General features: G+C 52.5%; 22 protein-coding genes. 10 read left to right on the top strand and 12 right to left on the bottom strand.

The features are described 5' to 3' along the window. The first annotated feature begins 494 nt into the window (after positions 1-494). From AAC086_RS00780 to deoA, 7 genes are all read left to right on the top strand, one after another. Positions 495-1,490 (top strand): BMP family ABC transporter substrate-binding protein, encoded by a 996-nt coding sequence (locus AAC086_RS00780; RefSeq protein WP_339774172.1) that lies wholly within the window; start codon positions 495-497, stop codon positions 1,488-1,490. A 25-nt stretch (positions 1,491-1,515) separates the two neighbouring features. Beyond that, entirely contained in the window at positions 1,516-3,108 is a 1,593-nt protein-coding gene (locus tag AAC086_RS00775; RefSeq protein WP_339774170.1) for an ABC transporter ATP-binding protein, read from the top strand. Beyond that, complete coding sequence (locus AAC086_RS00770) at positions 3,105-4,223, top strand: ABC transporter permease (RefSeq protein WP_339774169.1); 1,119 nt, start codon at positions 3,105-3,107, stop codon at positions 4,221-4,223. The genes AAC086_RS00775 and AAC086_RS00770 overlap by 4 nt, the downstream gene beginning before the upstream one ends. Continuing rightward, positions 4,223-5,194, top strand: a complete 972-nt coding sequence (locus AAC086_RS00765; protein ID WP_339774167.1) for an ABC transporter permease — start codon at positions 4,223-4,225, stop codon at positions 5,192-5,194. Before AAC086_RS00770 ends, AAC086_RS00765 begins: the two co-directional genes overlap by 1 nt. 42 nt (positions 5,195-5,236) lie before the next feature. Next, the gene (cdd, locus tag AAC086_RS00760; protein WP_339774166.1) at positions 5,237-5,674 is read left to right on the top strand and encodes a cytidine deaminase; all 438 of its coding nucleotides are present in this window, start codon (positions 5,237-5,239) and stop codon (positions 5,672-5,674) included. Then, a complete protein-coding gene (locus AAC086_RS00755) occupies positions 5,671-6,477 on the top strand; it encodes a purine-nucleoside phosphorylase (RefSeq protein ID WP_339774165.1) in 807 nt (268 codons plus the stop codon). Before cdd ends, AAC086_RS00755 begins: the two co-directional genes overlap by 4 nt. Positions 6,478-6,565: 88 nt before the next feature. Further along, positions 6,566-7,912, top strand: coding sequence for a thymidine phosphorylase (gene deoA, locus AAC086_RS00750; protein ID WP_339774163.1), 1,347 nt, complete (start codon positions 6,566-6,568; stop codon positions 7,910-7,912). Positions 7,913-8,001: 89 nt separating this feature from the next. On the opposite strand, the gene AAC086_RS00745 is transcribed toward deoA, so the two are convergent. The 6 genes from AAC086_RS00745 to AAC086_RS00720 are packed head-to-tail and all read right to left on the bottom strand — an operon-like array spanning position 8,002 to position 14,216. Continuing rightward, on the bottom strand, positions 8,002-9,603 hold the full coding sequence (locus tag AAC086_RS00745; protein ID WP_339774161.1) for a GMC family oxidoreductase N-terminal domain-containing protein: 1,602 nt from the start codon (positions 9,601-9,603) through the stop codon (positions 8,002-8,004). A 12-nt stretch (positions 9,604-9,615) separates the two neighbouring features. Beyond that, positions 9,616-10,587, bottom strand: a complete 972-nt coding sequence (locus AAC086_RS00740) for a branched-chain amino acid ABC transporter permease (protein ID WP_339774662.1) — start codon at positions 10,585-10,587, stop codon at positions 9,616-9,618. A gap of 16 nt (positions 10,588-10,603) precedes the next feature. Next, positions 10,604-11,491 (bottom strand): branched-chain amino acid ABC transporter permease, encoded by an 888-nt coding sequence (locus AAC086_RS00735; RefSeq protein ID WP_339774159.1) that lies wholly within the window; start codon positions 11,489-11,491, stop codon positions 10,604-10,606. 5 nt (positions 11,492-11,496) lie between these two features. Beyond that, the gene (locus tag AAC086_RS00730) at positions 11,497-12,207 is read right to left on the bottom strand and encodes an ABC transporter ATP-binding protein (protein WP_339774658.1); all 711 of its coding nucleotides are present in this window, start codon (positions 12,205-12,207) and stop codon (positions 11,497-11,499) included. After that, on the bottom strand, positions 12,200-13,000 hold the full coding sequence (locus AAC086_RS00725; protein ID WP_339774655.1) for an ABC transporter ATP-binding protein: 801 nt from the start codon (positions 12,998-13,000) through the stop codon (positions 12,200-12,202). The genes AAC086_RS00730 and AAC086_RS00725 overlap by 8 nt, the downstream gene beginning before the upstream one ends. A 7-nt stretch (positions 13,001-13,007) precedes the next feature. Next, positions 13,008-14,216 (bottom strand): ABC transporter substrate-binding protein, encoded by a 1,209-nt coding sequence (locus AAC086_RS00720; RefSeq protein WP_339774157.1) that lies wholly within the window; start codon positions 14,214-14,216, stop codon positions 13,008-13,010. Positions 14,217-14,544: 328 nt separating this feature from the next. Between AAC086_RS00720 and AAC086_RS00715 the strand changes: the two genes are divergently transcribed. Beyond that, positions 14,545-15,468: a LysR family transcriptional regulator gene (locus AAC086_RS00715; protein ID WP_339774156.1), complete on the top strand. Its 924-nt coding sequence runs from the start codon at positions 14,545-14,547 to the stop codon at positions 15,466-15,468. A 266-nt stretch (positions 15,469-15,734) separates the two neighbouring features. Further along, on the top strand, positions 15,735-16,499 hold the full coding sequence (locus AAC086_RS00710; protein ID WP_339774154.1) for a DeoR family transcriptional regulator: 765 nt from the start codon (positions 15,735-15,737) through the stop codon (positions 16,497-16,499). Positions 16,500-16,607: 108 nt separating this feature from the next. Here AAC086_RS00710 and AAC086_RS00705 read toward each other — a convergent pair whose 3' ends face one another. From AAC086_RS00705 to AAC086_RS00680, 6 genes are all read right to left on the bottom strand, one after another. Then, entirely contained in the window at positions 16,608-17,438 is an 831-nt protein-coding gene (locus tag AAC086_RS00705) for an ATP-binding cassette domain-containing protein (RefSeq protein WP_339774152.1), read from the bottom strand. 139 nt (positions 17,439-17,577) lie between these two features. Beyond that, complete coding sequence (locus AAC086_RS00700; protein ID WP_339774151.1) at positions 17,578-18,360, bottom strand: amino acid ABC transporter ATP-binding protein; 783 nt, start codon at positions 18,358-18,360, stop codon at positions 17,578-17,580. 17 nt (positions 18,361-18,377) lie between these two features. Beyond that, positions 18,378-19,481, bottom strand: coding sequence for an amino acid ABC transporter permease (locus AAC086_RS00695; RefSeq protein WP_339774150.1), 1,104 nt, complete (start codon positions 19,479-19,481; stop codon positions 18,378-18,380). A gap of 1 nt (position 19,482) precedes the next feature. Beyond that, positions 19,483-20,679 carry an amino acid ABC transporter permease gene (locus AAC086_RS00690; RefSeq protein WP_339774149.1) on the bottom strand — a complete coding sequence of 399 codons (1,197 nt, stop codon included), beginning with the start codon at positions 20,677-20,679 and terminating at the stop codon, positions 19,483-19,485. A gap of 112 nt (positions 20,680-20,791) precedes the next feature. Then, positions 20,792-21,811 (bottom strand): amino acid ABC transporter substrate-binding protein, encoded by a 1,020-nt coding sequence (locus tag AAC086_RS00685; RefSeq protein WP_339774147.1) that lies wholly within the window; start codon positions 21,809-21,811, stop codon positions 20,792-20,794. Positions 21,812-22,346: 535 nt separating this feature from the next. Then, the gene (locus AAC086_RS00680) at positions 22,347-24,299 is read right to left on the bottom strand and encodes an acetoacetate--CoA ligase (protein ID WP_339774146.1); all 1,953 of its coding nucleotides are present in this window, start codon (positions 24,297-24,299) and stop codon (positions 22,347-22,349) included. Positions 24,300-24,738: 439 nt separating this feature from the next. Between AAC086_RS00680 and moaB the strand changes: the two genes are divergently transcribed. Continuing rightward, entirely contained in the window at positions 24,739-25,272 is a 534-nt protein-coding gene (gene moaB, locus AAC086_RS00675; protein ID WP_339774144.1) for a molybdenum cofactor biosynthesis protein B, read from the top strand. Positions 25,273-25,371 lie beyond the last annotated feature (99 nt).

Below are 25,371 nucleotides of genomic sequence, written 5' to 3'. Positions count from 1 at the left end.
GAATTGTCCTTCTGAAGGGGGGCTTGGCAGGATGTTGTTGGCGATGATCAATGAAAAGGATTCCGGATTATTTGAAAAAGGAATCGACATGTTGGTTGAACTGCGCCGGTTGCATTGTTGCGCTGTCTTTTGTGGTGGTGCCAGCTTGGGGGCTGGCAAAAAAGGGGTAAAAATTTTGAATTTTGTTCTGGTGCCTGTTAAATGGGCAATTTAAGGGAAATCCCTGATGGGGCAGGGCAAAGCGGATATTTTTCTGACCTTATTCTGACCAAATGGACAGCTTTTATACCGGATAATGTTCCTCGCCTATTTACACAGGCCCATATTTTGTAGTTACCATATGGCGTCCGTGTTCGGTTTAAAGGGGGAATGGCGCAATCTGCCCCGGATAAATCACAAAAGGAGCGGGCACATTTTTTCGATGAGGGAGTTCCGCCGTCAAGGGCACTGGCGGGATATAAAATAAGAGAATCAGGTAACAGAAGGGCATCGGAATGAAAAAGCTTCTGACCACAATGGTCGCAGCTGTCGCGTGCTATGCAACGGTCGCTTCGGCTGCCGAAATCAAGCCGGCGGTTGTTTATGATCTGGGCGGCAAATTTGACCGGTCATTTAACCAGAGTGCCCATACGGGTGCAGAGAAATACAAAGAAGATACCGGCACTGCGTATCGCGATTTTGAAATCCAGAATGATTCCCAACGCGAACAGGCCATGCGTAATTTTGCGCGCCGCGGTATGAACCCGATCATCGTTATCGGTTTCTCGCAGGCAAGCGCCCTTGAAAAAGTTGCGGTCGAATTCCCGGATACTGATTTTGCCATTATTGACTCGGTCGTTGATCTGCCGAACGTTCAGTCGATCCTGTTTAAGGAACAGGAAGGATCGTTCCTGGTGGGGGTATTGGCGGCAATGGCATCCAAGACCCACAAGGTTGGCTTTATTGGCGGTATGGATATTCCGCTGATCCACAAATTTTCCTGCGGCTATGCCCAGGGCGTTAAATTTGCCAATGCCGATACCGAAGTTTTCCAGAACATGACCGGCACCACCGGCGCTGCATGGAATGACCCGGTTAAGGGGGGCGAGTTGGCCAAGTCGCAGTTCGACCGTGGTGCTGACGTTGTTTATCATGCTGCGGGGGGCACCGGTGTTGGTGTGCTTCAGGCGGCGGCCGATGCTGGAAAATTGGGCATTGGTGTGGATTCAAACCAGAACGCCCTGCATCCGGGCTCGGTTCTGACCTCGATGCTCAAGCGCGTTGATGTTGCTGTTTATCAGGCGTTCGATGATGCGGCGAAAGGCAAGTGGCATTCGGGCACCAGCATTCTGGGCCTGAAGGAAGGTGGCGTTGACTGGGCTCTTGATGAAAATAACGAGAAGCTGATCACCGACGACATGAAAGCCGCCGTTGCCAAGGCGAAAGAGGAAATCATCGACGGTTCGCTGAAGGTTCATGATTACATGACTGACAGCGCCTGCCCGATGTAAGTCGTTAGACAATCGGGGATTTGACGTGTCGGATACGATACATTCAGCGCACGGTACCGGGAAAACCGGTACCGTGCCGCCCGCCATTGAACTGCGCGGAATTGATAAGCGGTTTGGTGCGGTTCACGCCAATAATTCAATTGATTTGAAAGTAGAAAAAGGCACCATCCACGGCATTGTCGGGGAAAACGGTGCTGGCAAATCAACGTTGATGAGCATTCTGTACGGTTTTTATCAGGCCGATTCAGGCACCATTCACGTTGACGGGAAGCTTTGCAACATTAACGGGTCGGAAGACGCCATCGCCGTGGGCATCGGCATGGTGCATCAGCATTTTATGCTGGTTGAACCGTTTAGTGTGCTGGAAAATGTGATACTGGGCGTTGAAGGCGGTGCTGTCCTACGCGAAGGCGTGGATAAAGCCCGTGAAGAATTGCGCCGTTTGGAACACGAATACTCGCTTGATATCGACCCTGACGCCATCGTTGGCGATTTGTCGGTCGGGTTGCAGCAGCGCGTTGAAATTCTAAAGGCCCTGTATCGCGGGGCTGAAATCCTTATTCTTGATGAACCGACAGGCGTTTTGACGCCGCAGGAAGCGGATCATTTGTTTCGCATTCTGGGCACCCTGAAACAGCAGGGTAAAACCGTGGTTCTGATTACACATAAGTTGCGTGAAATTATGGCCGCGACCGACAATGTTTCGGTCATGCGCCAGGGCGAAATGGTGGCGCACCGGCACACAGCGCAAACCAGCCCCGAAGAACTTTCTGAATTAATGGTTGGCCGCAAGGTGTTGTTGCGCCTGGAAAAAGGTGTGTCCAATCCGCAAGGTACGGTCTTGCAGGTGGACAATTTATGCGTTGATACCAGCACTGGCGTGCGCAAGGTTAAAAATGCCAGCTTTACCGTGCGGGCAGGCGAGATCGTCGGCATTGCCGGTGTTTCGGGCAACGGTCAAAGCGAACTTCTTGAAGCCCTGGGGGGCATCCGGGCTGTTGCAGAAGGCCATGTTATATTGAATGGTCAGGATGTAACGCCGGGGCGCGGGGTTGGCCCGGCCGAGCTGCGCCAGCGCGGAGTTGCCCATGTGCCCGAAGACCGCCATCGCATGGCAATGGTGACGAATTTTTCGGCCGAGGAAGCCGCCATTCTGGGGTATCAGGATGACAAGGCTTATCAGAACGGGCTGTTGCTGGACTGGGGCAAGGTTGCCGATGCCACCCGTAATATGATGGAAGAATTCGACGTTCGCCCGGTGGACCCGCATTTAAAGGCCGCAAATTTCTCGGGCGGCAATCAGCAAAAACTTGTTCTGGCGCGCGAAATGATGCGCGCCCCGGATTTGTTGCTGGTGGGGCAGCCTACCCGTGGTGTCGATATTGGTGCGATTGAGTTTATCCATAAACGGATTGTCGCCATGCGCGATGCGGGTAAAGCTGTGTTGCTGGTATCGGTTGAACTTGATGAAATCATGTCACTGTCGGACCGTATTTTGGTGATGTGCGATGGCTTTATTGTGGGTGAAGTGAATGCCGCAGATGCAAATGAACGGGTTCTGGGCCTGATGATGGCGGGCGTAGACCCGAAACAGGCAGAATCGGAGGCCGACAAATGAGCGAGAGCATTCAACTTCCGCGCTGGATCGACGTTGGCGTTCTGCCATTAATGAATTTGCTCCTGGCCTTTCTGATTTCCGGGCTGGTTGTAATGGCCATTGGCGAAAATCCGACCGAAGTGGTTCGAATTATGCTCTATGGGGCATTCGGCTATGAAGAAGCGGTGGGCTATACCCTTTATTACACCACCAACTTCATCTTTACCGGGCTGGCCTTTGCGGTGGCGTTTCATGCCGGGCTTTTTAATATCGGTGTTGAAGGCCAAGCCTATATTGGCGGGCTCGGGGTGACACTTGCTGCCCTGTATCTGAACTGGTTGCCATTTCCGGTGATGCTGGTGGTGGCCATTCTTGCCGCCGCCGTGTTTGGTGCGGCCTGGGCCTATATCCCGGCATATTTGCAGGCACGGCGCGGGTCGCATGTGGTGATCACGACCATCATGTTTAACTTTATCGCGTCCTCGCTGATGGTTTATTTGCTGGTTAATGTGTTGCGCCCGCAAGGTTCGATGACGCCCGAAAGTGCCGCCATTGATGAAAACCTTACACTGCCCTATATCCACAATATGGCGGCGTGGTTTGGCATTGACATGGCCAGCAGCCCGCTAAACCTGTCATTTTTTTATGCGCTGGTTTGTTGTGTGCTGGTGTGGCTGTTTATCTGGCATACGCGCTGGGGCTATGCCATTCGCACCGTGGGGGCCAATGCGGCTGCGGCGACCTTCGCCGGGATTGAACCGGGGCGTTATATTATTATGGCGATGATGATCTCCGGGGCTTTGTCGGGCTTTATGGCGCTGAACGAAGTGATGGGGGTTCAGCATCGCCTTTTGATCGACTTTACCGCCGGTTATGGCTTTGTCGGTATTGCGGTGGCCCTGATGGGACGCAATCATCCGTTTGGTATTTTCCTGTCGGCATTGCTGTTTGGCATGCTTTATCAGGGGGGGGCCGAGCTTTCGTTTGAAATTCCAACGATCACCAATGACATGGTTGTGGTGATTCAGGGGCTGGTTATCCTGTGTACCGGGGCGCTGGAACATATGTTCCGCCCGCGTGTAACCCAAATGTACACAGCATGGCGTTTGCGCCAGAAAACGCAGGAGGCCGTGTGATGGATAATTTTCAAATGATCGTGCTGTTGCTTGATGCAACAATGCGAACCTCCACCCCGCTTATTCTGGCCGCCCTTGCCGGGATGTTTTCCGAACGGGCCGGAACGATCAACCTGGCCCTGGAGGGCATGATGCTGGGCGGGGCGTTTTCGGCGGCCTGTGTCGCCTATTACACCGACAGTCATTGGCTGGGCCTTGGGGCCGCCGTTTTAACCACGATGGCCCTGTCTTTGTTGCATGGTTTTGCCTGTATCACACATAAGGGCAACCAGGTTGTGTCGGGCATGGCGATTAATATTTTGATGTCGGGTTTAACCGCCCTTGTCGGGATCGCATTGTTCGCGCAAGGCGGCAAAACCCCGGCGCTGGACCATTCTGCACGGTTCCAGCCCATTACCTTGCCGGGTGCTGATGCGGTTGCCAATGTGCCGATATTGGGGTCGCTTTATTCCGAATTGTTAAGTGGCCATAATATTCTGGTTTATGTAGCATTTCTGGCGGTTCCGGCATCGTGGTGGGTTTTGTATCGTACTCGCTTTGGTTTGCGGTTGCGCGCCGTGGGGGAAAACCCCGGTGCGGTTGATACGGCGGGCATCAGCGTGGTTGGCATGCGCTATAAGTCGGTTTTGTGCAGCGGTTTCCTGGTTGGTATTTCCGGGGCTTATCTGTCAACCGCACAGGGCGCATCGTTTTTGTCAGATATGACGGCGGGTAAGGGCTATATCGCACTTGCCGCCATGGTGTTTGGCAAGTGGCGGCCGTTCCCGGCCATGTTTGCCTGTATTTTGTTTGGCTTTCTCGATGCGGCGGCAACCCGTCTTCAGGGTGTTATTCTGCCCGGCATTGGCGAGGTCCCGGTTCAACTGGTGCAGGCACTGCCTTACATTCTGACGGTAATTTTGCTGGCGGGCTTTATTGGCCGCGCGGTTGCGCCAAAGTCGCTGGGGCGTGCTTACGTCAAGGAACGTTAAAGTTTCCAGGTTTGCGGGGCTGTCGCCCTATTGGATGAAAAAATGACTGAAAATAACCCGATTGACAATGTAGGAAAATTAGCAGCACCCGCCGATCTGGTGGCTGCGGCGCAAGCTGCGCGTAAAAATGCTTATGCGCCATATTCCAGGTTTCTGGTTGGGGCGGCATTGCGAACCGAAAATGGTGTGATTATCGCGGGCTGCAATGTTGAAAATGCGGCCTATCCCGAGGGCGTTTGTGCCGAGGGCGGTGCCATTTCCGCGATGGTTTTGGCCGGTGAACGCAAGATTAGCGAAATTGTGGTGGTGGGCAGCGGTGATGTTGCCTGCACGCCTTGTGGCGGGTGCCGTCAGAAAATTCGCGAATTTACCGGGTCTGATGCCACCATTTTTGTGATTAATGAAGCGGGTAAAACCCTGCTGACATTAACCCGCGAAGAGCTGATCCCGCATTCCTTTGGGCCGGAGAATTTGTCATGAGCAATATCGATGCAGCCCTTGCCGCCCTTGCCGATAAAGCACCGGGTTTTCGTGCCGAGGTGGCATTGGTACTGGGCAGTGGGCTGGGCGGCGTTGTTGATGCGGTAAGCGACGCCATTGCCATTGATTATGCCGACTTGCCCGGTTTTCCCAAACCAACCGTGGTGGGGCATGGCGGCCAACTGGTGCTGGGGCGTATTGGTGACACATCGGTTGCCGTGATGCAGGGCCGGGCGCATTATTATGAACATGGCCGTTCAGACCTGATGGCTGAACCGTTGGAAGTATTGCGCAAGCTGGGCGCAGATTGCCTGATTTTAACCAATGCGGCCGGGTCGTTGGTGGCCGAAGCCGGGCCGGGCAACCTGATGTTGATTACCGATCATATCAGCCTGTTTGGGCCTAACCCGTTAATTGGTTATCATGGGACTGACCGGTTTGTGGATATGAATGTGCCCTATGACCCTGAAATAGGGGCAGGGCTTCATCATAGCGCAGCCGAGCTGGGCATTCCCCTGTTTGAGGGAACATACGCCTGGTGCACCGGCCCCAGCTTTGAAACGCCGGCCGAAATTCGCGCCTTGCGGGTGATGGGGGCTAATGCGGTTGGCATGTCGACGGTTCCGGAAAATATTCTGGCCCGGCGTCTTGGTTTTCGCGTGGCGGCTGTTTCCAACATTACCAATCTGGCCGCCGGTATGAGCGCAACAGCCCTTAGCCATGAACAGACATTGGAGATGGCCAAGGAAGGATCGGCAAATCTGATCCGCATTTTGTTGCGCTACTTTGCCCAAGGCCAATAATACCCGCCTGTCATAACAACGGGCAAGGGCGGGCAGCATTATGGTGTCCGCCCCGGTTTTTTAATCAACTGCCGAGCAGGGGAAAAAGATGCTGCCGCAGGAAATTATTCGTCATAAACGTCAGGGTGATGTTTTAAGCGAAGATGAAATTACCTTTTTTGTCAAAGGGATCGCTGATTTATCTATCAGTGAAGGTCAAATAGCCGCATTTGCCATGGCTGTGTTTTTTCAGGGCATGACAATGGATGAACGTGCCGCATTGACGCGCAATATGCGCGATTCAGGCACGGTGTTGGACTGGAAAAAGCTGGGGCTTGAAAACGGGTCGGTGGTGGACAAACATTCCACCGGGGGGGTTGGCGACAAGGTCAGTCTGATGCTGGGGCCAATTGTTGCGGCTTGTGGGGCCTATGTTCCGATGATTTCGGGCCGTGGGTTGGGCCATACCGGTGGCACGTTGGATAAATTTGATTCCATTCCCGGGTATCGTACGGCACCGGACCTGGCCGAATTTGCCAAGGTCACCCGCGAGGTTGGGTGCGCCATTATTGGCCAGACGGCGGATTTGGCCCCGGCTGACAAACGATTTTATGGCATTCGGGATGTTACGGCGACGGTTGAATCCATTCCGCTCATCACGGCATCGATCCTGTCAAAAAAACTGGCAGCCGGGCTTGATGCGCTGGTGATGGATGTCAAATTTGGCTCTGGCGCGTTTATGGATGAATATGAGCGTGCCCGTGAACTGGCCGAAAGCATAACCGAGGTGGCAACCCGCAATGGTGTACCGACCACGGCCCTTTTGACCGATATGGACCAGGTGCTGGGCGAAACGGTTGGCAATGCGCTGGAAATGAAAGAGGCGGTTGATTTTCTGACCGGCAAAAATCAGGAACAGCGCCTTTATGATGTGACCCTGGCGCTGGCAGCGGAAATGCTGGCCTTAACCGGCATCGCCGAAAACGTTGCGGACGGCCTGCAAAAAGCATCGGCGGCACTGTCATCAGGCCGTGCAAGTGATGTGTTTTCCCGCATGGTTAGCGCCCTTGGCGGACCGAACGATTTTGTTGAAAACATCGATGCCCATCAGAAAGCAGCACCAATGATCGCTGAAATTTCAGCGGCAAAAACCGGTCGGATTTTGTCGATGGATGCGCGCAAGGTGGGTTTGGCACTTGTGGCCCTTAACGGCGGGCGAACCCGTGCGGATCAGGAAATTGATCATGCTGTCGGCTTTACCGATTTTGTTCGGGTGGGGCAAACCGTATCGGCGGCGTCACCGTTGTGTGTGGCGCATGTTCGGGATGAAAACCAGCTTCGTGCGGCGCAAAAAATGCTGCGAGACGCCATTGTGATCGGCGAGGGCGATGTGGCCGAAACGGGCACAACAGGTGCGGTGCGCGAACGTATTGTGGCCATGCGCAAAGGTGATTGAGCCGGAAAGACGGATCATATTAAAGGAAAAGTGTTTTAAGGGTCGGGCAAATTTTGTCCGACCCTTGGTTTCTGAATAGTGCCGTTTATTCAGGCAGCATCTGCCTTGATCAATTGTGCGGCCTTTTCGGCAATCATGATGGTTGGCGAATTGGTGTTGCCCGACACAATGGTTGGCATGATTGAAGCATCGGCTACCCGCAGCCCGGCAATGCCGTTGAACTTCAAAAAAGGGTCAACCACGGCATCGGGGTCAACACCCATACGGCAGGTGCCAACCGGATGGAAAATGGTGGTGCCAATGTCACCCGCCGCGCGGATGAGGTCCTCCTCGGTTTCGTAGGCAGGGCCTGGTTTGAATTCCTGCGGGTTATAGGGCTGCAATGCTTTTTGCGATGCGATCCGCCGGGTTTGACGAATGGCATCAATCGCGACCTGGCGGTCGGCCTCGGTACTTAGGTAATGAGGCGCGATGGCAGGCTGTTTTCTGAAATCCGGGCTGGTGAGATGAATAGAGCCACGGCTTTCCGGGCGCAGATTGCACACACTGGCGGTAAAGGCCGGGAAGGGGTGAACGCTGTCGCCAAATTTATCAAGCGAAAGCGGTTGCACATGATATTGCAAATTTGGCATGTCATAGGCACTTGATGACCGGGTAAACATGCCGAGCTGGCTGGGCGCCATCGACATCGGGCCAGATTGCCTGAACAGATATTCCAGCGCAATGGCGGCTTTGCCAAACAGCGAATTTGCCTGTTCGTTCAGGGTTTTGATGTTTTCGACCTTATAGGCACAACGCAATTGCAAATGGTCTTGCAGGTTTTCGCCAACCGATTTGTTTTCATGGATAACGGCGATACCGGCTTTTTGTAAAACATCCCCCCGACCAATGCCCGAAAGTTCCAGAATATGCGGAGATCCAACCGACCCGGCAGACAGAATAATTTCGCGCCGCGCCCGAACGGTGTGGATGGTGCCGCGATGGTCAAATTCGACACCAACCGCGCGTCCGTCTTCAATGATCAGCCGACGAACCTGCGCGTGGGTTTGCAGGTGCAGATTGGGGCGGTCAAGGGCAGGGCGCAGAAAGGCCTTGGCCGTGTTCCAGCGAATACCACGACGCTGGTTGACCTTGAAATAACTCGATCCTTCATTATTGCCACGGTTGAAATCATCAATTTTGGCAAAACCGGCCTGTTTTGCGGCATTCTGAAAGGCGTCAAGAATATCCCAATGCAGGCGGGCTTCTTCGACGCGCCATTCACCGCCTGCGCCGTGCATGTCGTCCTTGCCCTGATAATAATCCTCGGACTTTTTAAACAGGGGCAAAATATCGTCCCAGCCCCAGCCCTGGCACCCGGCCTGACGCCACTGGTCATAGTCGGTGGCCTGACCGCGCATGTAAATCATGCCATTGATTGATGAACAGCCGCCCAGAACCTTGCCGCGCGGATATGACAGCGACCGCCCGTTTAAACCAGCCTCGTTTTCGGTTTTAAAGCACCAGTCAACCTTGGGGTTGCCAATGCAATACAGGTAGCCGACGGGGATGTGTATCCACGGGTGCTGGTCCTTGCCCCCTGCTTCAAGCAACAGGGTGGTGGCATTGCCAATTTCCGACAGGCGGTTGGCGAGCGTACAGCCCGCCGAACCTGCGCCGACGACGATATAGTCGAATGTATCTTCACTCATAAACCGGCGACCTTACTGCTTTGTCCGCAAACCAAGGCGGGCACCCAGACGCGATGCGTTAAACTCGCCAATGATGCCGCGACGAAATACCAGAACGCAGACCATAAAGATCAACCCGGTGAGAACCGTTACCGGAAAAGCCGATTCTGCCAGATAGTTTTGCAGCGTCACGACAAATCCGGCACCAAAGATGGGACCAAAAATGGTGCCGATGCCGCCTAAAAGCGTCATCAGGATGACTTCGCCCGACATCTGCCAGGCAACGTCGGTCAGGGTGGCAAACTGAAACACCAGTGTTTTTGTTCCCCCCGCCAAACCGGCAAGGGCGGCAGACATCACAAATGCTCCCAGTTTGTAACGGTTCACCGAATAGCCAAGGGAAATGGCACGGTCTTCGTTTTCACGGATGGATTTCAGGATCATGCCAAAGGGCGAATTGACAATGCGCCAGATGGCAAAAATGCCAATGATGAACACGCCAAGCACAAAGAAATACATGTTCAGGGGCTGGTTCAGGTCGATAAAGCCCAGAAAATGCCCACGCGGTACACCCTGAAGGCCGTCTTCACCATGGGTAAATTCGGCTTGCAGGCAGAAGAAATAAAACATCTGCGCCAAAGCCAGGGTAATCATGGCAAAATAGATGCCCTGTCGGCGAATGGCGAAAACGCCCATGATCAGGCCAAGGAAAGCCGCGCCAATGACACCAATCAGAATGCCGATTTCGGGCGGAACGCCCCATTCCTTGACCGCGTAGGCCGTAAAATAGGATGCGCCACCAAAAAACGCGGCATGACCGAACGACAACAGGCCAGTATAACCCAGCAAAAGGTTAAAGGCGCAGGCAAACAGGGCAAAGCAAAGAATCTTCATCAAAAAGATAGGATAGAAGGTGAAAGGGGCGATGATTAACCCCAGCAAAGCCAGCCCCAGCAAAATCAGCTGAAGGCGGGTGCCTGTACTGGTGGTTGCAGGGGGCGTCATGGAAGGTGTTTTCATTTCATGCATCCCGACCAAAAAGACCGGCAGGCCGGACCAGAAGAACCAGTGCCATGATGACAAAGATCACGATGTTGGAGGCCTCGGGGTAAAAAACCTTGGTGAGGCCTTCAATAATGCCAAGGGCATAGCCTGTGACAATCGCCCCCATGATTGATCCCATACCGCCAACAACGACAATGGCAAAAACCACAATGATCAGATTGGAACCCATAAGCGGGCTAACCTGATAAATCGGCGCCGCCATAATCCCGGCCAGAGCCGCCAGACCCGATCCCAGACCATATGTTAGCGTCAGCAAAAGTGGCACATTGATGCCAAAAGACTGCACCAGGATGGGGTTTTCGGTGGCAGCACGCAAATAGGCACCAAGACGGGTTTTCTCGATCAGAAGCCACGTTCCGATACACACGATCATGGATGCAATAACGACCCATCCGCGATAGATTGGCAAATACATGAAGCCAAGGTTGACCCCGCCGCTCAGCAGTTTTGGCGTGGCATAGGGCTGGCCCGACGAGCCATAGAAATACCGAAACGTTCCTTCAATCACCAGCGCCAGGCCAAAGGTAAACAGCAGGCCGTAAAGGTGGTCGAGATTGTATAGGCGGCGCAGGGCGAAACGTTCGACAATAATGCCGGTAATGCCCACAATGACCGGGGCCAGAATAAGGGCCAGCCAGTAATTGACGCCAAACCAGGTCAGCAACAGCATACCTGCAAAGGCACCCATCATATATTGGGCACCGTGGGCAAAGTTGATGACGCGCAGCATGCCGAAAATAATTGCCAGGCCAAGGCTGAGCATTGCATAGAACGAGCCGTTGATCAGCCCGATCAGCAATTGTCCCAGAAACGCCTGAATGGGAATTCCAAATATCATGATCACGGCGTTTATACTCCTAGAACCTCGTGCAGCATATCCATGCGGTCGGGCAGTTCGCCCGCATCAAAACCAGCCGACACCAGCCCATGTTCCATCAGGTAAAACCGGTCGGCAATTTTGCTGGCGAACCGGAAATTTTGTTCGATCAGCAAAATGGTCATGCCACGCTGTTTAAGGGTTTGTAAAACCTCGCCAATGCGCTGAACAATAACCGGGGCCAGGCCTTCGGTCGGTTCATCAAGCAACAGCATGTCGACGCCAATGCGCAACATGCGTGCCATTGCCAGCATTTGCTGTTCACCACCCGAAAGCTTGGTGCCCGAACTGGTTTTACGTTCATAAAGGTTGGGAAACAGGTCGTATATTTCCTCGACGCTCATGCCGCTATCCGAGATTTTGGGCGGCAGCATCAGGTTTTCTTCAACGCTGAGGGTTGAAAATATACCCCGTTCCTCGGGCACAAATCCCAAACCTGTTCTTGCCGTTTTGTGCAAGGGCAGGCGCATCAGATTATGACCGTTAAATTCAATTTCGCCGGTTCGTTTGCGCAAAATGCCGACGATCGACCGCAGGGTCGTGGTTTTGCCAACTCCGTTGCGCCCTAAAATGGTAACGGTTTCCCCGCGCCGGACATTAAGGTTAACACCGTGCAAAACATGGCTTTCATCGTACCAGGCATTAAGATCCTTGACGGACAGAAGGATATCTTTGTCAGTCATCATCTGTTCCCATATAGGCAATTCTTACGCGTTCATCGTTGCTAACGGTGTCGTAATCCCCTTCAGCCAGTATTTCACCGCGCTGAAGAACGGTAATGTGATCGCACAGATCGGCCACCACCGTCAGGTTATGTTCCACCATCAGAACAGCACGGGTCCGGGCAACCTCGCGGATGATCTCGGCGACACGGCCGACATCTTCCTGCCCCATGCCCGCCATGGGTTCATCTAGCAGCAAGACCTTGGGGTCCAGCGACAGGGTTGTGGCAATTTCCAGCACCCGTTTGCGCCCATAAGATAAATCTGCCGCGTAACTGTGAATGTCTTTTTCGAGCCCGACCGATGTCAAAAGTTCAACGGCCCGGTCGTTTAGCCTGTCAAGCGTATCCATTGATCGCCAGAATTGAACCGCTAGCCCGCTGGGTCGTTGCAGGGCAACACGCACATTTTCCAGCACCGTCAGATGCGGGAAAACGGCTGAGATTTGAAACGAACGGACAAGCCCCATCCGTGCGACACGGGCAGGGGCCGTTTTGGTAATATCCTGTCCCAGCAGCGTTATGGAACCACTGGTTGGTTGAAGAAATTTTGTTAACAGGTTGAAAACAGTGGTTTTGCCTGCGCCATTCGGGCCGATCAGCGCATGCACCTTGGCGTCATATACATCAAGGTTGACATTGTTGACCGCGGTAAAGCCACCAAAATCGCGGCGGAGGGCACGAGCGGAAAGAACCACTCGTGCCTCGTTCGCGTTTTGCGACATACCGGGATTTTGACGTTCTCCGGTTGCCATCATGTTTTTACTGCGCCAGTGCGCAACCGCTTTCTGAAGGTTTGATAAAGGCCTTGTCCCCCGGAACGGTGGCAAGAACATTGTAATAGTCCCAGTCGCCCTTCATTTCGGACGGCTTTTTAACTTCCATCAGATACATGTCATAAATCATGCGGCCATTGGCCCCGACCTTGCCGTCATGGGCAAAAACGTCATTGACCGGCATTTCATGCAGGGCCTTGGAAACGGCTTCGGTTTCGTCGGTTCCAACTTCCTTGATGGCTTTGAGGTACTGCAAGACGGCGGAATAGGTGCCGGCCTGGACCATGTTGGGCATACGACCGGTCCGGTCATGGAAACGTTCGCCAAATGCGCGCGTTTCATCGTTGCGGTCCCAATAGAAACCTTCGGTCAGCGACAGGCCCTGTGCGGCTTCGGCACCCAGACCATGAACTTCGGACAGGGTAAATAGTAGTGCGGCAAGGCGCTGGCCGCCCTGAACAATGCCAAATTCCGATGCCTGTTTGATGGCATTGGCGGTATCAAGCCCGGCATCGGCAAGGCCGATTACCTTGGCACCGGATGCCTGTGCCTGAAGCAGGAAGGATGAAAAATCGTTGGTGCCAAGCGGGTGGCGGACCGACCCCAGAACCTTGCCGCCATTATCGGTGACAAATTTCGAAGTTTGTTCTTCCAGCGAATAGCCAAAGGCATAGTCGGCGGTCAGGAAGTACCAGGTATCGCCGCCGTTTTCGACCAGGGCGCCGCCCGTGCCAACAGCCAGAGCATGGGTGTCATAGGCCCAATGGAAACCATAAGGCGAGCATTGATCACCGGTCAGCGCTGTTGTGGCAGCACCGGTAACGATGTCGATTTTTTTCTTTTCCTTGGAAATACCCTGAACAGCCAGCGCCACGGAGGACGTGGTCAGTTCCATGATCGAGTCAACTTTATCCTCATCATACCATTGACGGGCAATGTTGGCAGCAACGTCAGGTTTGTTTTGATGGTCGGCGGTGATAATTTCGATTTTTTTGCCCAGAACGGTGCCACCAAAATCTTCGGCGGCCATTTTTGCGGCTTCATATGACCATTTGCCACCAAAGTCGGCATAGACGCCGGACTGGTCATTGAGAATGCCGATTTTAACGATATCGTCGGAAATACCAGCTGCATATGCCGGAAATGCAGCCGCAACCGCCATGACGGCAACAGATGCCATCGCGAGTTTCTTCATCTGAGGTTCCTCCCTAACTGAACCAAATTGTTACCGCCAGTCATGATGATTGGCGGGAGACGTTCCTGTTTTCCGAAATCTGGTTTAACCGTTTACCAAAGGGAAACGGCGGAACACAGGCAACGGATTGGCGTACATTGTGGTGTGTACTTGTTTGTTTTTGTAATGCACCGGAATGTTTCGATGCCCTGACAGCGATCCCTTGCGCGGATCCACCGGCAAGCGACCTTATTGTTTTGTTGTTCAGCATGAACGCTAACATTGACGAAAACGTCAACAAATATATAATTTTGGACAATATCTGTACAAAAATGAACAGAAGGTGCGAATGCACAATTTTTCCTGGGATGATTTGCAGTATTTTCTGGCAGTTGCACGCGATGGTCAGCTCTCGGCGGCGGCCCGGCGCCTGCGCACCAGCCACGTTACCGTGGCCCGCAGAATTGACCGCCTGGAGCAACGTTTGGGTGCCAAACTGTTTGAACGGAACCCGAGGGGGTATGTTCTGACGCCGCTTGGGGCGCGTTTGATGGGGCCTGCCGAAATGATGGCGCAGGAGGCCGATAAACTTTTGGGCGAGGTCGGAACCGGTTCATTTGCGTTAAGTGGCGTTGTGCGGTTTAGCGTGCCTGAGGGGTTCGGTAATTTTTTCATTGGCGAAAAATTGCCGATATTTGCCAAACGGCACCCCAGCCTGGCGATTGAAATGGTTAATATCCAGCAAATTGTGTCACTTTCACGCCGTGAAGCCGATATTTCGGTGGCCCTGAACACGCCCAAAACCGGGTCCTATCATCGCGAAAAAATATCCAGCTACGCGTTATATGTTTACGGATCGCGGCAATATCTGGCCGAACACACGCCCATCACGGATCGCGCCCAACTGGCAGCACATCCTTTTGCCGGTTATATCGAAGATATGATCTTTACCCAGGAGTTGAACTATCTGGGCGAATTATTGCCCGGGTTGCGGGCGGGCTATCAAAGTTCTAGCGTATTTGCCCAACTAAAAGCCACACGCGCCGGATTCGGGTTATGTATTTTGCCCTATTTTATGGGCGTTGAATTTGATGATCTGGTGCCCGTATTACCTGAAACCGTCAAAATCATGCGCGATTACTGGATGGTTTGCCATAGTGACATGATCAATGTGGCGCGGATTCGTTTGTTGGCCGACTATATCCGTGAGGAAACCCATGCGGCTCGCGATTTGCTCACCGCAGCACATATGCCGGTCGTTAACCAAATCTAGGGCGAGACCCTGTTTAATGTCGGGCTGGTTTGAATGGGTCGCAAATTTGGCCGCGGTTGTTTGAAAAGCGGCGATATGATGCCGGCCGGGCCGTTATTGGACATTTGTGCATTGTTATTGTTGAAGATACTTGCCATTTTACGGGGACGGCTGTGTTTTGATCCGGGGGTGGCAGGGCTTGCATATCGTGCCTAATCCCCGCATTTTAAGACCCGCGAAATGCGAACAGCCACCGCCAAAACCAAATTCGCCGGATCGGAGAAAAAATGGGTAAATTAGACAGGCGTCGCCGCGAAATTCTTGAAAAAGTCGCTGTCAGCGGCTTTATGACAATTGATGCCCTGGCGACGCATTTCGATGTTACCCCGCAAACGATACGCCGCGATATTAATGAAATGGCGGAAGAAGGGTTGATTGCCAGGTATCACGGTGGGGCGGCAAGCCAATCGACAACAGAAAACGCGGCCTATACCGACCGTCAGGTTCTTAATCTGGATGCCAAACGCAAAATTGCCCGGTTGGTCGCCCAACATATTCCCGAAGGGGCATCGTTATTCATTAATATCGGGACGACAACCGAAGAAGTTGCCCGGGCATTGTCCGAGCACAAAAATCTGAAAATTATTACCAATAACCTGCATGTTGCCGAAATTTGCGCCGCCAATCCCGGTTTTGAGGTGATTATTGCCGGTGGCGTGGTGCGCCAGCGCGATTTCGGCATCATCGGCGAAGCCACAATCGACTTTATCAGCCAGTTTAAGGTCGACTATGCCATTATCGGTATTTCCGGTGTTGATGAAGATGGCAGTCTGATGGATTTTGATTATCGTGAAGTCCGTGTTGCCCGGGCAATTATTTCCAATTCCCGGCAAACGTTTTTATGCACCGATATTTCCAAATTTGGTCGTCGCGCAATGGTGCGCCTTGGGCATTTATCTGAAGTCGATGCTTTGTTTACCGATATTGCCCCCGGAAAATCGTGGGACAGCATTCTTGAACAGGCTGATTTGTCGGTCTATTGCGCCGACTGACGAGGCCAGAAGGTTTTTACAGCAAGTATGAATGACATTGCCTGCCCATCATCAAAACGGGCAGGATTTGTTGAATAAGGATGGGTGCTTGGGTGCCGTTGGCTGTTTTCAGGCAACCAGATGCTGGCCCCGGTTTTGGCTTCGCATCGAAATTGGGCCCTGTGACGATCCGTTAAGCATTTGGGTCAAATGGGCATTGTTTGCATTGTCAATCTGGTCACGCGGGCCGGACCAGTAAACGCGGCCTTCATGCATCATGGTCAGATAGTCGTACCGGTGGCGCGCAAGTTCCATGTCGTTGGTTACGGTAATAACGGTTGTCATGCGCTTTTTTGCAATGGTTTCAATCATATTTTCAATATGGCTGGATAAAACCGGGTCCAGTCCGGCTGTGGGATTGTCCAACAGCAGAATTTCCGGGTCGCTGGCAATGGCACGAGCGATGCCAACGCGTTTTTGCATGCCGCCGGATAAATCAGATGGTCGCAATATGCTGCTATCGGGATCAAGCCCGACCAGGCCCAACAGCTCAACCGCTTTTTCACGGGCTTCCTTGCGTTTCAAAGATCCGTTTTCAATCAGTTGAAAGCACACATTCTGCCAGATTGGCAGACTGTCAAACAGGGCGTTTTGTTGAAACAGCATGCCGATATTATCGGTCCAGTGTCCCTGATTTCCATCTTCATTGTCCGCAACATCTTTCCCATCGATCAGGATTTGTCCACGATCAATGTCATATACGCCAGCCAGGCATTTCAATAACACGCTTTTGCCAGCGGCAGACGGCCCGATGATGGCCATGGTTTGCCCCCGGTCAAGGGTCAAGCTGACGTCATCCAATACGGTGTTTGGGCCAAAATCCTTGCCAATTTTTTCCAGGCGCAAAAATGCCGATATATTGGTGTGTGCGTTTTGGGCGGTGTCGTGGGGCAATGTCATGGGTCATTCAGTGTTATGCGAACAATAAGGGGGCGATAGTCGCTGCTTGACGGGCAGGGCGCAAGGATGAAATGTGTGAAAGGCAAAGCGGCCCCGAAAATATCGGGGCCGCTTTGCCTGTTTAAATCGGGAATGTCGTTTAGTGCGACAAAATCTGGCTGAGGAACAGTTTGGTTCGGTCGCTTTTGGGATTGTCAAAAAAGTCGTGGGGTTCGCCCATTTCGACAATCTCTCCGGCATCCATAAACACAACGCGGTCGGCAACTTCCTTGGCAAAGCCCATTTCATGCGTCACGCACAGCATGGTCATGCCTTCTTTTGCCAGTTCAACCATGACGTCGAGCACTTCCTTGACCATTTCCGGGTCGAGGGCCGAGGTTGGTTCGTCAAACAGCATGATTTTTGGCTGCATGCACAGCGAACGGGCGATAGCAACCCGCTGCTGCTGGCCCCCCGAAAGCTGACCCGGGAATTTATGAGCCTGTTCGCCAATGCGAACACGCTCCAAATAATGCATTGCCAGTTCAATGGCTTGCTTCTTGGGAGTCTTGCGAACCCAGATCGGCGCCAGTGTCAGATTTTCGAGAACCGTCATATGCGGGAACAGGTTGAAGTGCTGAAACACCATGCAAACCTCGCGGCGCACGGCTTCGATGTTTTTCACATCATCGCCCAGCAAAATACCATCAACCGTGATTTCACCAGTCTGATAGGCTTCAAGACGGTTCAGGCAGCGGATCAGGGTTGATTTACCCGAACCCGAAGGGCCGCAGATAACAATACGTTCACCTTTGCGAACCGTAAGGTCCACGTCTTTGAGAACATGAAAGTTACCATACCACTTGTTTGCCTTGCGGATGGTGATCACATCTTCATCGGACGGTGGTGGAGCAACTTTCTTAGTGCTGATAGGAGCAGTCATTTTGTTTTCCTCTCTCGTCACCGGCGCTCGCCCTTGCGCAATTCTTTTTCAAGATATGCGGAATAGCGGGCCATCGAGAAACAGATCAGGAAGAAGATTGCGGCCGCGAAAGCGTAGCCTTCGACGTAATATTTGGTCCAGGCAGGGTCACTGCGCAGGGCCAGCTTTACCGAACCCAAAAGATCAAACAGGCCGATAATCACAACCAGCGTGGTGTCTTTGAGCATCGAGATGAAGCTGTTGACCGTTGGCGGGATGACCAACCGCAAGGCTTGCGGCAAGATAATCAGGCGCATGGACTGCCAATAGGACAGGCCAAGCGAGTCACCGGCTTCAAACTGTCCTCGCGGTACGGCTTGAAGGCCACCCCGGAATACTTCGGCCAGATAGGCCGCCGTAAACAGAATGATGCCGATCTGGGCGCGCAGCAATTTATCGATTGAAACGCCGTCGGGCAAAAACAGCGGAAACATGACGGATGCCATGAACAGCACTGTAATAAGCGGGACGCCACGAATGACTTCGATATAGACCACCGACAGGGTCTTGATTGCCGGCATGTTCGATTGACGGCCAAGGGCCAGCAAAAGACCAAGCGGAAAGGCAAAGACAATACCGATTGTCGACAGGATAAGGGTAAGCGGCAAACCACCCCAAGCGCTGTTTTGAACATAGGTAAGGCCAAGCATGCCCCCCCACATTAAAATAGCAATCACAGGAATGCCGACAACCCACATCGGGATGATCATTTTTTGCAAGCGGGGATATTTAACCCCGGCAAGACTGGCAATAATAATGCCAAACAGAACGATCATTGCCAGAAGCGGGCGCCATTGCTGATCGAACGGATAAACCCCGAACAGGATCAAACGCAGGTTGGCGTTAACGAAACCCCAGCATGCGCCTGTCGTTGCCCGGCAGGCCTCGATGGTGGGGGTAAAGGTTGAATTGACAACCGCCCACTCAATGATCGGTGGAAGAACCCACAGAACAAAGGCAAATGAAAGCAGTGTCAAAATCGAATTCAACCAGCTGTTAAACAGGTTTTTGCGAACCCAGATAACCGAACGCTGGCCAACGGAGCCAATCGGGCCCGGTGGTAGCTTGAGACTGTTTGCCATCTTACCTCTCCACCAGTGCCATTTTTTTGTTGAACCAGTTCATGAACAAAGACGTTATCAGGCTAAGGCCCAGATAAACCGCCATGTAAATCGAGATCGCCTCGATCGCCTGGCCCGTCTGGTTCATGGTAGTGTTTGAAACCGACACCAGATCGGGATAGCCAACCGCCACAGCAAGCGAGCTGTTTTTGGTCAGATTGAGATACTGGTTGGTCAGCGGCGGGATCGCGACGCGCATCGATTGCGGCAAAATAATTTTTCGCAACGCGATAGAACGTTTTAGCCCCAGGCTTTCCGCCGCTTCCCACTGGCCGTTCGGAACAGCCTGGATGCCGGACCGGACAACTTCGGCAACATAGGTTGACGTATAAATTGTCAGCCCGATCAGCACAGACATGAATTCAGGCGAAATATTATAGCCACCTCGAATGTTAAAGCCCTGAAGAGAGGGAATATCCATGGCCGTTGGGGCGCCGCCAACCAGATAGGCAAGCAGAACAAGGCCAAAGAAAATGCCCAGGCTGGCCCACACAATAGGGAAAGGCTGTCCGGTGGCATCAAGGCGTTTTGTTGCCCATTTCTTGATGAAATAGATGACGATAAACGCGATGATCGCGGCAATGCCCATATAGCTATAGGCGTTGTCTGCGACAGGGACGGGGAGATACATCCCACGGTTTGTCAGCAGGACATCTGGTATTGGCTGCCAGGCGTTTCTTCCGGCGGGAAAAGCCCCTGGAATAATTGCGTACCAGAAAAAAAGCTGCAACAGGACTGGAATGTTCCGGAATGTCTCGACATAGACAGCCGCGAGCGTGCGAACAATCCAGTTAGAGGAAAGGCGTGCAACACCAAAGATCGTGCCAATGATGGTGCATAAAATAATGCCGAGAACTGCCACCTTGACGGTGTTGAGAAAGCCGACCATCAGCGCCGTTGCATAATTGCTTTCCGGCGTATAGTTGATCATGCTTTCGCTGATCCCGAACGATGCCTCCAGATCAAGGAAGCCATAACCGGTTGAGATGTTTTGCCGTTCCAGGTTTGCCAGTGTGTTGGAAACCAGGTACCAGCCTGCCAATATGACGAGGGAAATCGCGACGATCTGATAAATTACGGCGCGAACATTTTCGTCATTCAGGTAATCGGTCAGGCCTTTGGAACGGACACCTCCCGGGGCCTTTTGAGTTTTACTCATCTGTCCCTCAGGTGTAGATTGTATCCAATATTCAGATGCGCTAACGAAAAGCTCCGCCCCGGCAGAAAAGACCAGCGGGCGGAGCTCATTTCGTCTACGAAGGCCGTAACGATTAACGGACCGGCATTGCGTATTGCAGACCACCGTCAGTCCACAAAGCGTTCAGGCCACGTTCAAGGCCCAGCTTAGCGGTGACGTTGGCTTTGTAGCTTTCGCCATAATTGCCAACCTGTTTGACGATGCGATATGCCCATTCTTCATCAACACCCAGAGCTTCGCCCATGCCCGGAGACACGCCAAGCAGACGCTGGATTGCGGGATTTTCGCTCTTTTTCATGTCGTCAACGTTCTGGCTGTTCACGCCGAGTTCTTCGGCTTCAACCATCGCCATCAGCGACCAACGAACCAGATCAGCCCACTGATCGTCACCCTGTGCGACAGACGGCCCCAACGGTTCTTTGGAAATGATTTCCGGCAGGATTACATAGTCATCCGGGTTCGGTGCCATGGTCTGACGAACCGATGCAAGACCCGAAGCGTCGGTGGTGTAAACATCGCAACGACCTGCAAAAAATGCAGCCGTGGTTTCGTTGATGTTTTCGATAACAACCGGTTCAAAGCTCATGCCTTTGGCGCGGAAGTAGTCGGCCAGGTTAAGCTCGGTCGTGGTGCCCGGTTCAACGCAAACGGTTGCGCCGTCAAGCTCGGTGGCGTGCGAAACACCAAGGGCTTTCGGCACCAGGAAACCCTGGCCGTCATAATAGTTAACACCACCAAAGGTCAGGCCCAGCTTTGCATCGCGGGTCAGGGTCCAGGTGGTATTACGTGACAGGATGTCAATTTCGCCCGATTGCAGAGCGGTGAAACGCTGAGCTGCGGTCATCGGCGTGTACTGAACTTTTTCGGCATCACCCAGAAGTGCTGCTGCCACTGCACGGCAAACATCAACGTCAAGGCCTTCCCATTTGCCTTCCGCATTTGCGGCAGAGAAACCCGGCAGACCGGTATTCACGCCACACTGAACGAAACCTTTTGCCTTGATGCCGTCAAGCATTGCTCCTGCATGGGCGTTGTTTGCGGCGATGGCTGCAACAGACATTGCGCCAGCGGCCAGGATCGTTTTCATTTTCATTTATTAGCTCCCTCATTAGCAAAGCATTCTTAATGGCTTTGGTAACTTCTATGCCACCCCAGACATGCCGAAACGACATATCTGATCTGTCCTTTTTACGGGACAGCCAAATTAAGGAGTTTTAGGGCCGTGTGTGTCAAGTATGAAAAATATTTCTGCCTTAAAGCAGGTCGAAATTTTTGGCATGGAAGCACGTCATTTGGGTAATCTTATTAGCCAAATAAAAAGATCATGTGATGCTTAAGTATATAAAACCATGCAATATCAAGGCATTGAGTTGTCGTCTGTTTGGATCGGAATATGCACCATTTTAAAGCCACTTTTTTTTTGGGCCAGATGATATTGTGTAAAAAACTGGCAAACAAACCGGATGGCTAAAAAATAACCGACGTTGCGATGCGGAATCGGAATCAATTTGCACGACCAAATATCTGTCCGCCGGATCGCGCGGATTGTAACGATCTATTGCAAAAAAAATGCCCCGGACCCTTAACCGATACCGGGGCAAAGATGTAATTTTGCTGCGGTGCGAGAATTAGTTTTTCAGAATATCCAGGTCGGCATAGAGATCAAGTGCCTCGGGGTTTGCCAGGGCTTCCTGATTCTTTACCTTGCGACCATGTACAACATCGCGCACGGCAAGTTCGGTGATTTTGCCCGATTTGGTGCGGGGAATATCGTCAACAGCCACGATTTTAGCTGGAACGTGCCGTGGCGTACAATTGCTTCTGATCTGTTTGCGAATGCGATCAGACAACGCATCGTCCAGGGTGACCCCGGGTTTTAGCACAACAAACAGAACCACGCGCACGTCATTGTCCCATTGCTGGCCAATAACAATCGATTCCTGAATTTCAGGGAGCAGTTCAACCTGGCGATAAATTTCGGCCGTTCCAATGCGTACCCCGCCGGGATTCAGGGTGGCGTCTGACCGACCGTAAATGATCATGCCGCCCGTGTCGTCAAGTTCAACATAGTCGCCATGGCACCAGATATTAGGGAAGCGGTCGAAATAGGCATCATGATAGCGTTTGCCATCGGGGTCGTTCCAAAATCCGACTGGCATGGACGGGAAGGGGGCCGTACAGACCAGTTCGCCTTTCTGGTTTAAAACGGGTTTGGCGTTGTCGTCATAGACATTTACCGCAACCCCCAAAGCACGGGTTTGAATAATGCCACGGCGCACCGGCAAAACAGGGCATGCCAGCACAAAACAGCCTAGAATATCGGTGCCACCCGAAATTGATGCCAAATGAATGTCCTGTTTGATGTCATTATAAACGTAATCAAAGCTTTCGGGTGCCAAAGGCGAGCCGGTGGACGTCATGGCGCGGACGGTTGAGAGATCATGGGTTTGACGCGGTTTTAGTTCAGCCTTCGCCAGCGCATCTATATATTTGGCCGATGTGCCAAAAAGCGTCATGCGTTCGGCATCGGCGTAGTCGAACAGGATGTTGCCGCTGGGGTAAAACGGCGATCCGTCATAAAGCAGCAGGGTTGCTTCGGCGGCCAGCCCGCCCATCAGCCAGTTCCACATCATCCAGCCACAGGTGGTGAAATAAAATACCCGGTCGCCAGGCACAACATCGCAATGCATCAGATGTTCGGAGACCTGTTTAAGAAGCGTGCCCCCGGTACCGTGGACAATGCATTTGGGTTTCCCCGTCGTCCCCGATGAAAACATCACATAAAGCGGGTGGTTAAATTCAACCTGTTCAAATTCGATTTTTTCGGCGTCATACCGCCCGGTAAATTCTGCATAAGAAACGGCATTACGAATGCCGGTGGTGTTTTTGCCATCAAAGGCATAGGTCACGATAACCACGGCTTCAAGGCTGGGGATGCGATCAACGACATCCTTTACTTTTTCGCGAATGTCGTGGCTTTTGCCATTATAATAATAGCCATCAACCGTAATCATGACTTTTGGCTCAATTTGGCCAAACCGGTCTTCAACACCCTGCACGCCAAAATCAGGCGAGGCGGAGGACCATGTTGCGCCAATGGCCGCCGTCGCCAGCATGGCAATGACAGTTTCGGACATATTGGGCATGTAGCCACAAACGCGGTCGCCCTTTTTTACGCCCTGGGCGCGCAATGCCTGCGAAAATTTTGAAACGGCAATGTTAAGGTCGCACCATGACAGGCGGGTTTTCACCTTGTCTTCGCCCCAGAAGACAAGGGCATCGGTTTGATCGTCGCGGCGCAGCAGATTTTCGGCAAAATTCAGCTTTGCATCGGGGAAAAATTCGGCGCCAGGCATCTGGTGTGGATTTTTTAAAACGACATCGCCCCAGCTTTGCGCTTTTAACCCGGCATATTCAATCAGCTCAGGCCAGAATTTTTCCATCTCGCGGACGGACCAGTCATACAGGTCGACGAAACTTTTCAGCTGCAAATTATTGCGGCCGTTAATCCATTCGCGAAAGCGCGTGACGTTAGCGTTTTTTATGCGCTCCGGGCCGGGTTGCCAAAGAATGTCCGTCATCGTCGATACCTCTGTTTCCTGCGTCAGCATTATTATGAATTAAGGGGATGCCGCATTTTGCGTGTGTTGTTTGTAATTCGGTATCACCCTACCGCTTTTTACGTTGAAATATGGTGCACGGCAAGAAAACTGGTGTTGCAATGCGCTGTTTATCCATTCTGCCATCTGCCAATTTAATGCTGTTTTGCTGAAATCACAAATAAGCACATAAAAAACGAATGCTAGGGAAGATGTCCGTTTGCCAGGCGAGGGGATGCTGCAAGGCGGGTTCGGGGGTGCTAGCACTCTGGCGCTTTTTGGGGCTGGCGCGACGCGGCAGGCATTTAACGCGCACCACGGATGTTATTTTTACAACAAAAAGTTTTCTGACGAATAGCTTGCGCCCCCGTGCCGGGGCAGTAATGTGTTGCGCGTAAAAACACGTTTCGGAGAACAGAAAATGCCGGGAAAGATTGATTCTTCTTTGCCATTCAAGCCGGTTAATATTGCCATATTAACCGTGAGCGACACCCGCAGCTTTGACAATGATACATCGGGTGACATTTTGGTTGGTCGGGTGCAAGCCGCCGGTCATAGCCTTGTTGATCGTAAAATTTTACGTGACGAATTTGATCTGTTGGTGATGCAGTTTCGCCATTGGTGCCAGGACCCGGAAATTGACGTGATCATTTCAACAGGGGGAACGGGCGTTACCGGGCGCGATGTGACCACGGAAGCCCATCTTGCTGTTTATGACAAGGAAATAACCGGATTTGGCGAGCTGTTTCGTTGGCTTTCCTATGCGAAAATCGGAACATCAACCATTCAGTCGCGCGCTGTGGCCGGTGTTGCCTCGGGCACATATATGTTTGCGCTGCCGGGGTCAAACGGGGCCTGCAAAGATGCGTGGGATGACATTCTTGTCTATCAGCTTGATTTTCGCCATCGCCCCTGCAACTTCGTCGAGTTGATGCCCCGGTTGCTTGAGAAATAACGCCCGGGTTTGTTCTTGCAGCATGGTCATGGCACCAGGGTTTGCATCTGTGCAAACAGGCCCGCGCGTGGCGGCATAAAAGGCCTGATGAACGATGAC

Origin of the sequence: uncultured Thalassospira sp., from assembly GCF_963976115.1 — a bacterium.
In the GTDB taxonomy this organism is placed as follows: domain Bacteria; phylum Pseudomonadota; class Alphaproteobacteria; order Rhodospirillales; family Thalassospiraceae; genus Thalassospira.
The sequence above is the reverse complement of the archived record's forward strand: the minus strand, read 5'-3'. Positions and strand labels throughout refer to the sequence as shown.

Coding starts and splice junctions, on each gene's coding strand:
- AAC086_RS00755 (WP_339774165.1), top strand. CDS start 5,671: ATGAGCAATATCGATGCAGCCCTTGCCGCCCTTGCCGATAAAGCACCG.
- AAC086_RS00740 (WP_339774662.1), bottom strand. CDS start 10,587: ATGACGCCCCCTGCAACCACCAGTACAGGCACCCGCCTTCAGCTGATT.
- AAC086_RS00680 (WP_339774146.1), bottom strand. CDS start 24,299: ATGACGGACATTCTTTGGCAACCCGGCCCGGAGCGCATAAAAAACGCT.
- AAC086_RS00710 (WP_339774154.1), top strand. CDS start 15,735: ATGGGTAAATTAGACAGGCGTCGCCGCGAAATTCTTGAAAAAGTCGCT.
- moaB (WP_339774144.1), top strand. CDS start 24,739: ATGCCGGGAAAGATTGATTCTTCTTTGCCATTCAAGCCGGTTAATATT.
- AAC086_RS00690 (WP_339774149.1), bottom strand. CDS start 20,679: ATGAGTAAAACTCAAAAGGCCCCGGGAGGTGTCCGTTCCAAAGGCCTG.
- AAC086_RS00770 (WP_339774169.1), top strand. CDS start 3,105: ATGAGCGAGAGCATTCAACTTCCGCGCTGGATCGACGTTGGCGTTCTG.
- AAC086_RS00695 (WP_339774150.1), bottom strand. CDS start 19,481: ATGGCAAACAGTCTCAAGCTACCACCGGGCCCGATTGGCTCCGTTGGC.
- AAC086_RS00720 (WP_339774157.1), bottom strand. CDS start 14,216: ATGAAGAAACTCGCGATGGCATCTGTTGCCGTCATGGCGGTTGCGGCT.
- AAC086_RS00705 (WP_339774152.1), bottom strand. CDS start 17,438: ATGACATTGCCCCACGACACCGCCCAAAACGCACACACCAATATATCG.
- AAC086_RS00765 (WP_339774167.1), top strand. CDS start 4,223: ATGGATAATTTTCAAATGATCGTGCTGTTGCTTGATGCAACAATGCGA.
- cdd (WP_339774166.1), top strand. CDS start 5,237: ATGACTGAAAATAACCCGATTGACAATGTAGGAAAATTAGCAGCACCC.
- deoA (WP_339774163.1), top strand. CDS start 6,566: ATGCTGCCGCAGGAAATTATTCGTCATAAACGTCAGGGTGATGTTTTA.
- AAC086_RS00685 (WP_339774147.1), bottom strand. CDS start 21,811: ATGAAAATGAAAACGATCCTGGCCGCTGGCGCAATGTCTGTTGCAGCC.
- AAC086_RS00700 (WP_339774151.1), bottom strand. CDS start 18,360: ATGACTGCTCCTATCAGCACTAAGAAAGTTGCTCCACCACCGTCCGAT.
- AAC086_RS00725 (WP_339774655.1), bottom strand. CDS start 13,000: ATGGCAACCGGAGAACGTCAAAATCCCGGTATGTCGCAAAACGCGAAC.
- AAC086_RS00715 (WP_339774156.1), top strand. CDS start 14,545: ATGCACAATTTTTCCTGGGATGATTTGCAGTATTTTCTGGCAGTTGCA.
- AAC086_RS00780 (WP_339774172.1), top strand. CDS start 495: ATGAAAAAGCTTCTGACCACAATGGTCGCAGCTGTCGCGTGCTATGCA.
- AAC086_RS00745 (WP_339774161.1), bottom strand. CDS start 9,603: ATGAGTGAAGATACATTCGACTATATCGTCGTCGGCGCAGGTTCGGCG.
- AAC086_RS00730 (WP_339774658.1), bottom strand. CDS start 12,207: ATGACTGACAAAGATATCCTTCTGTCCGTCAAGGATCTTAATGCCTGG.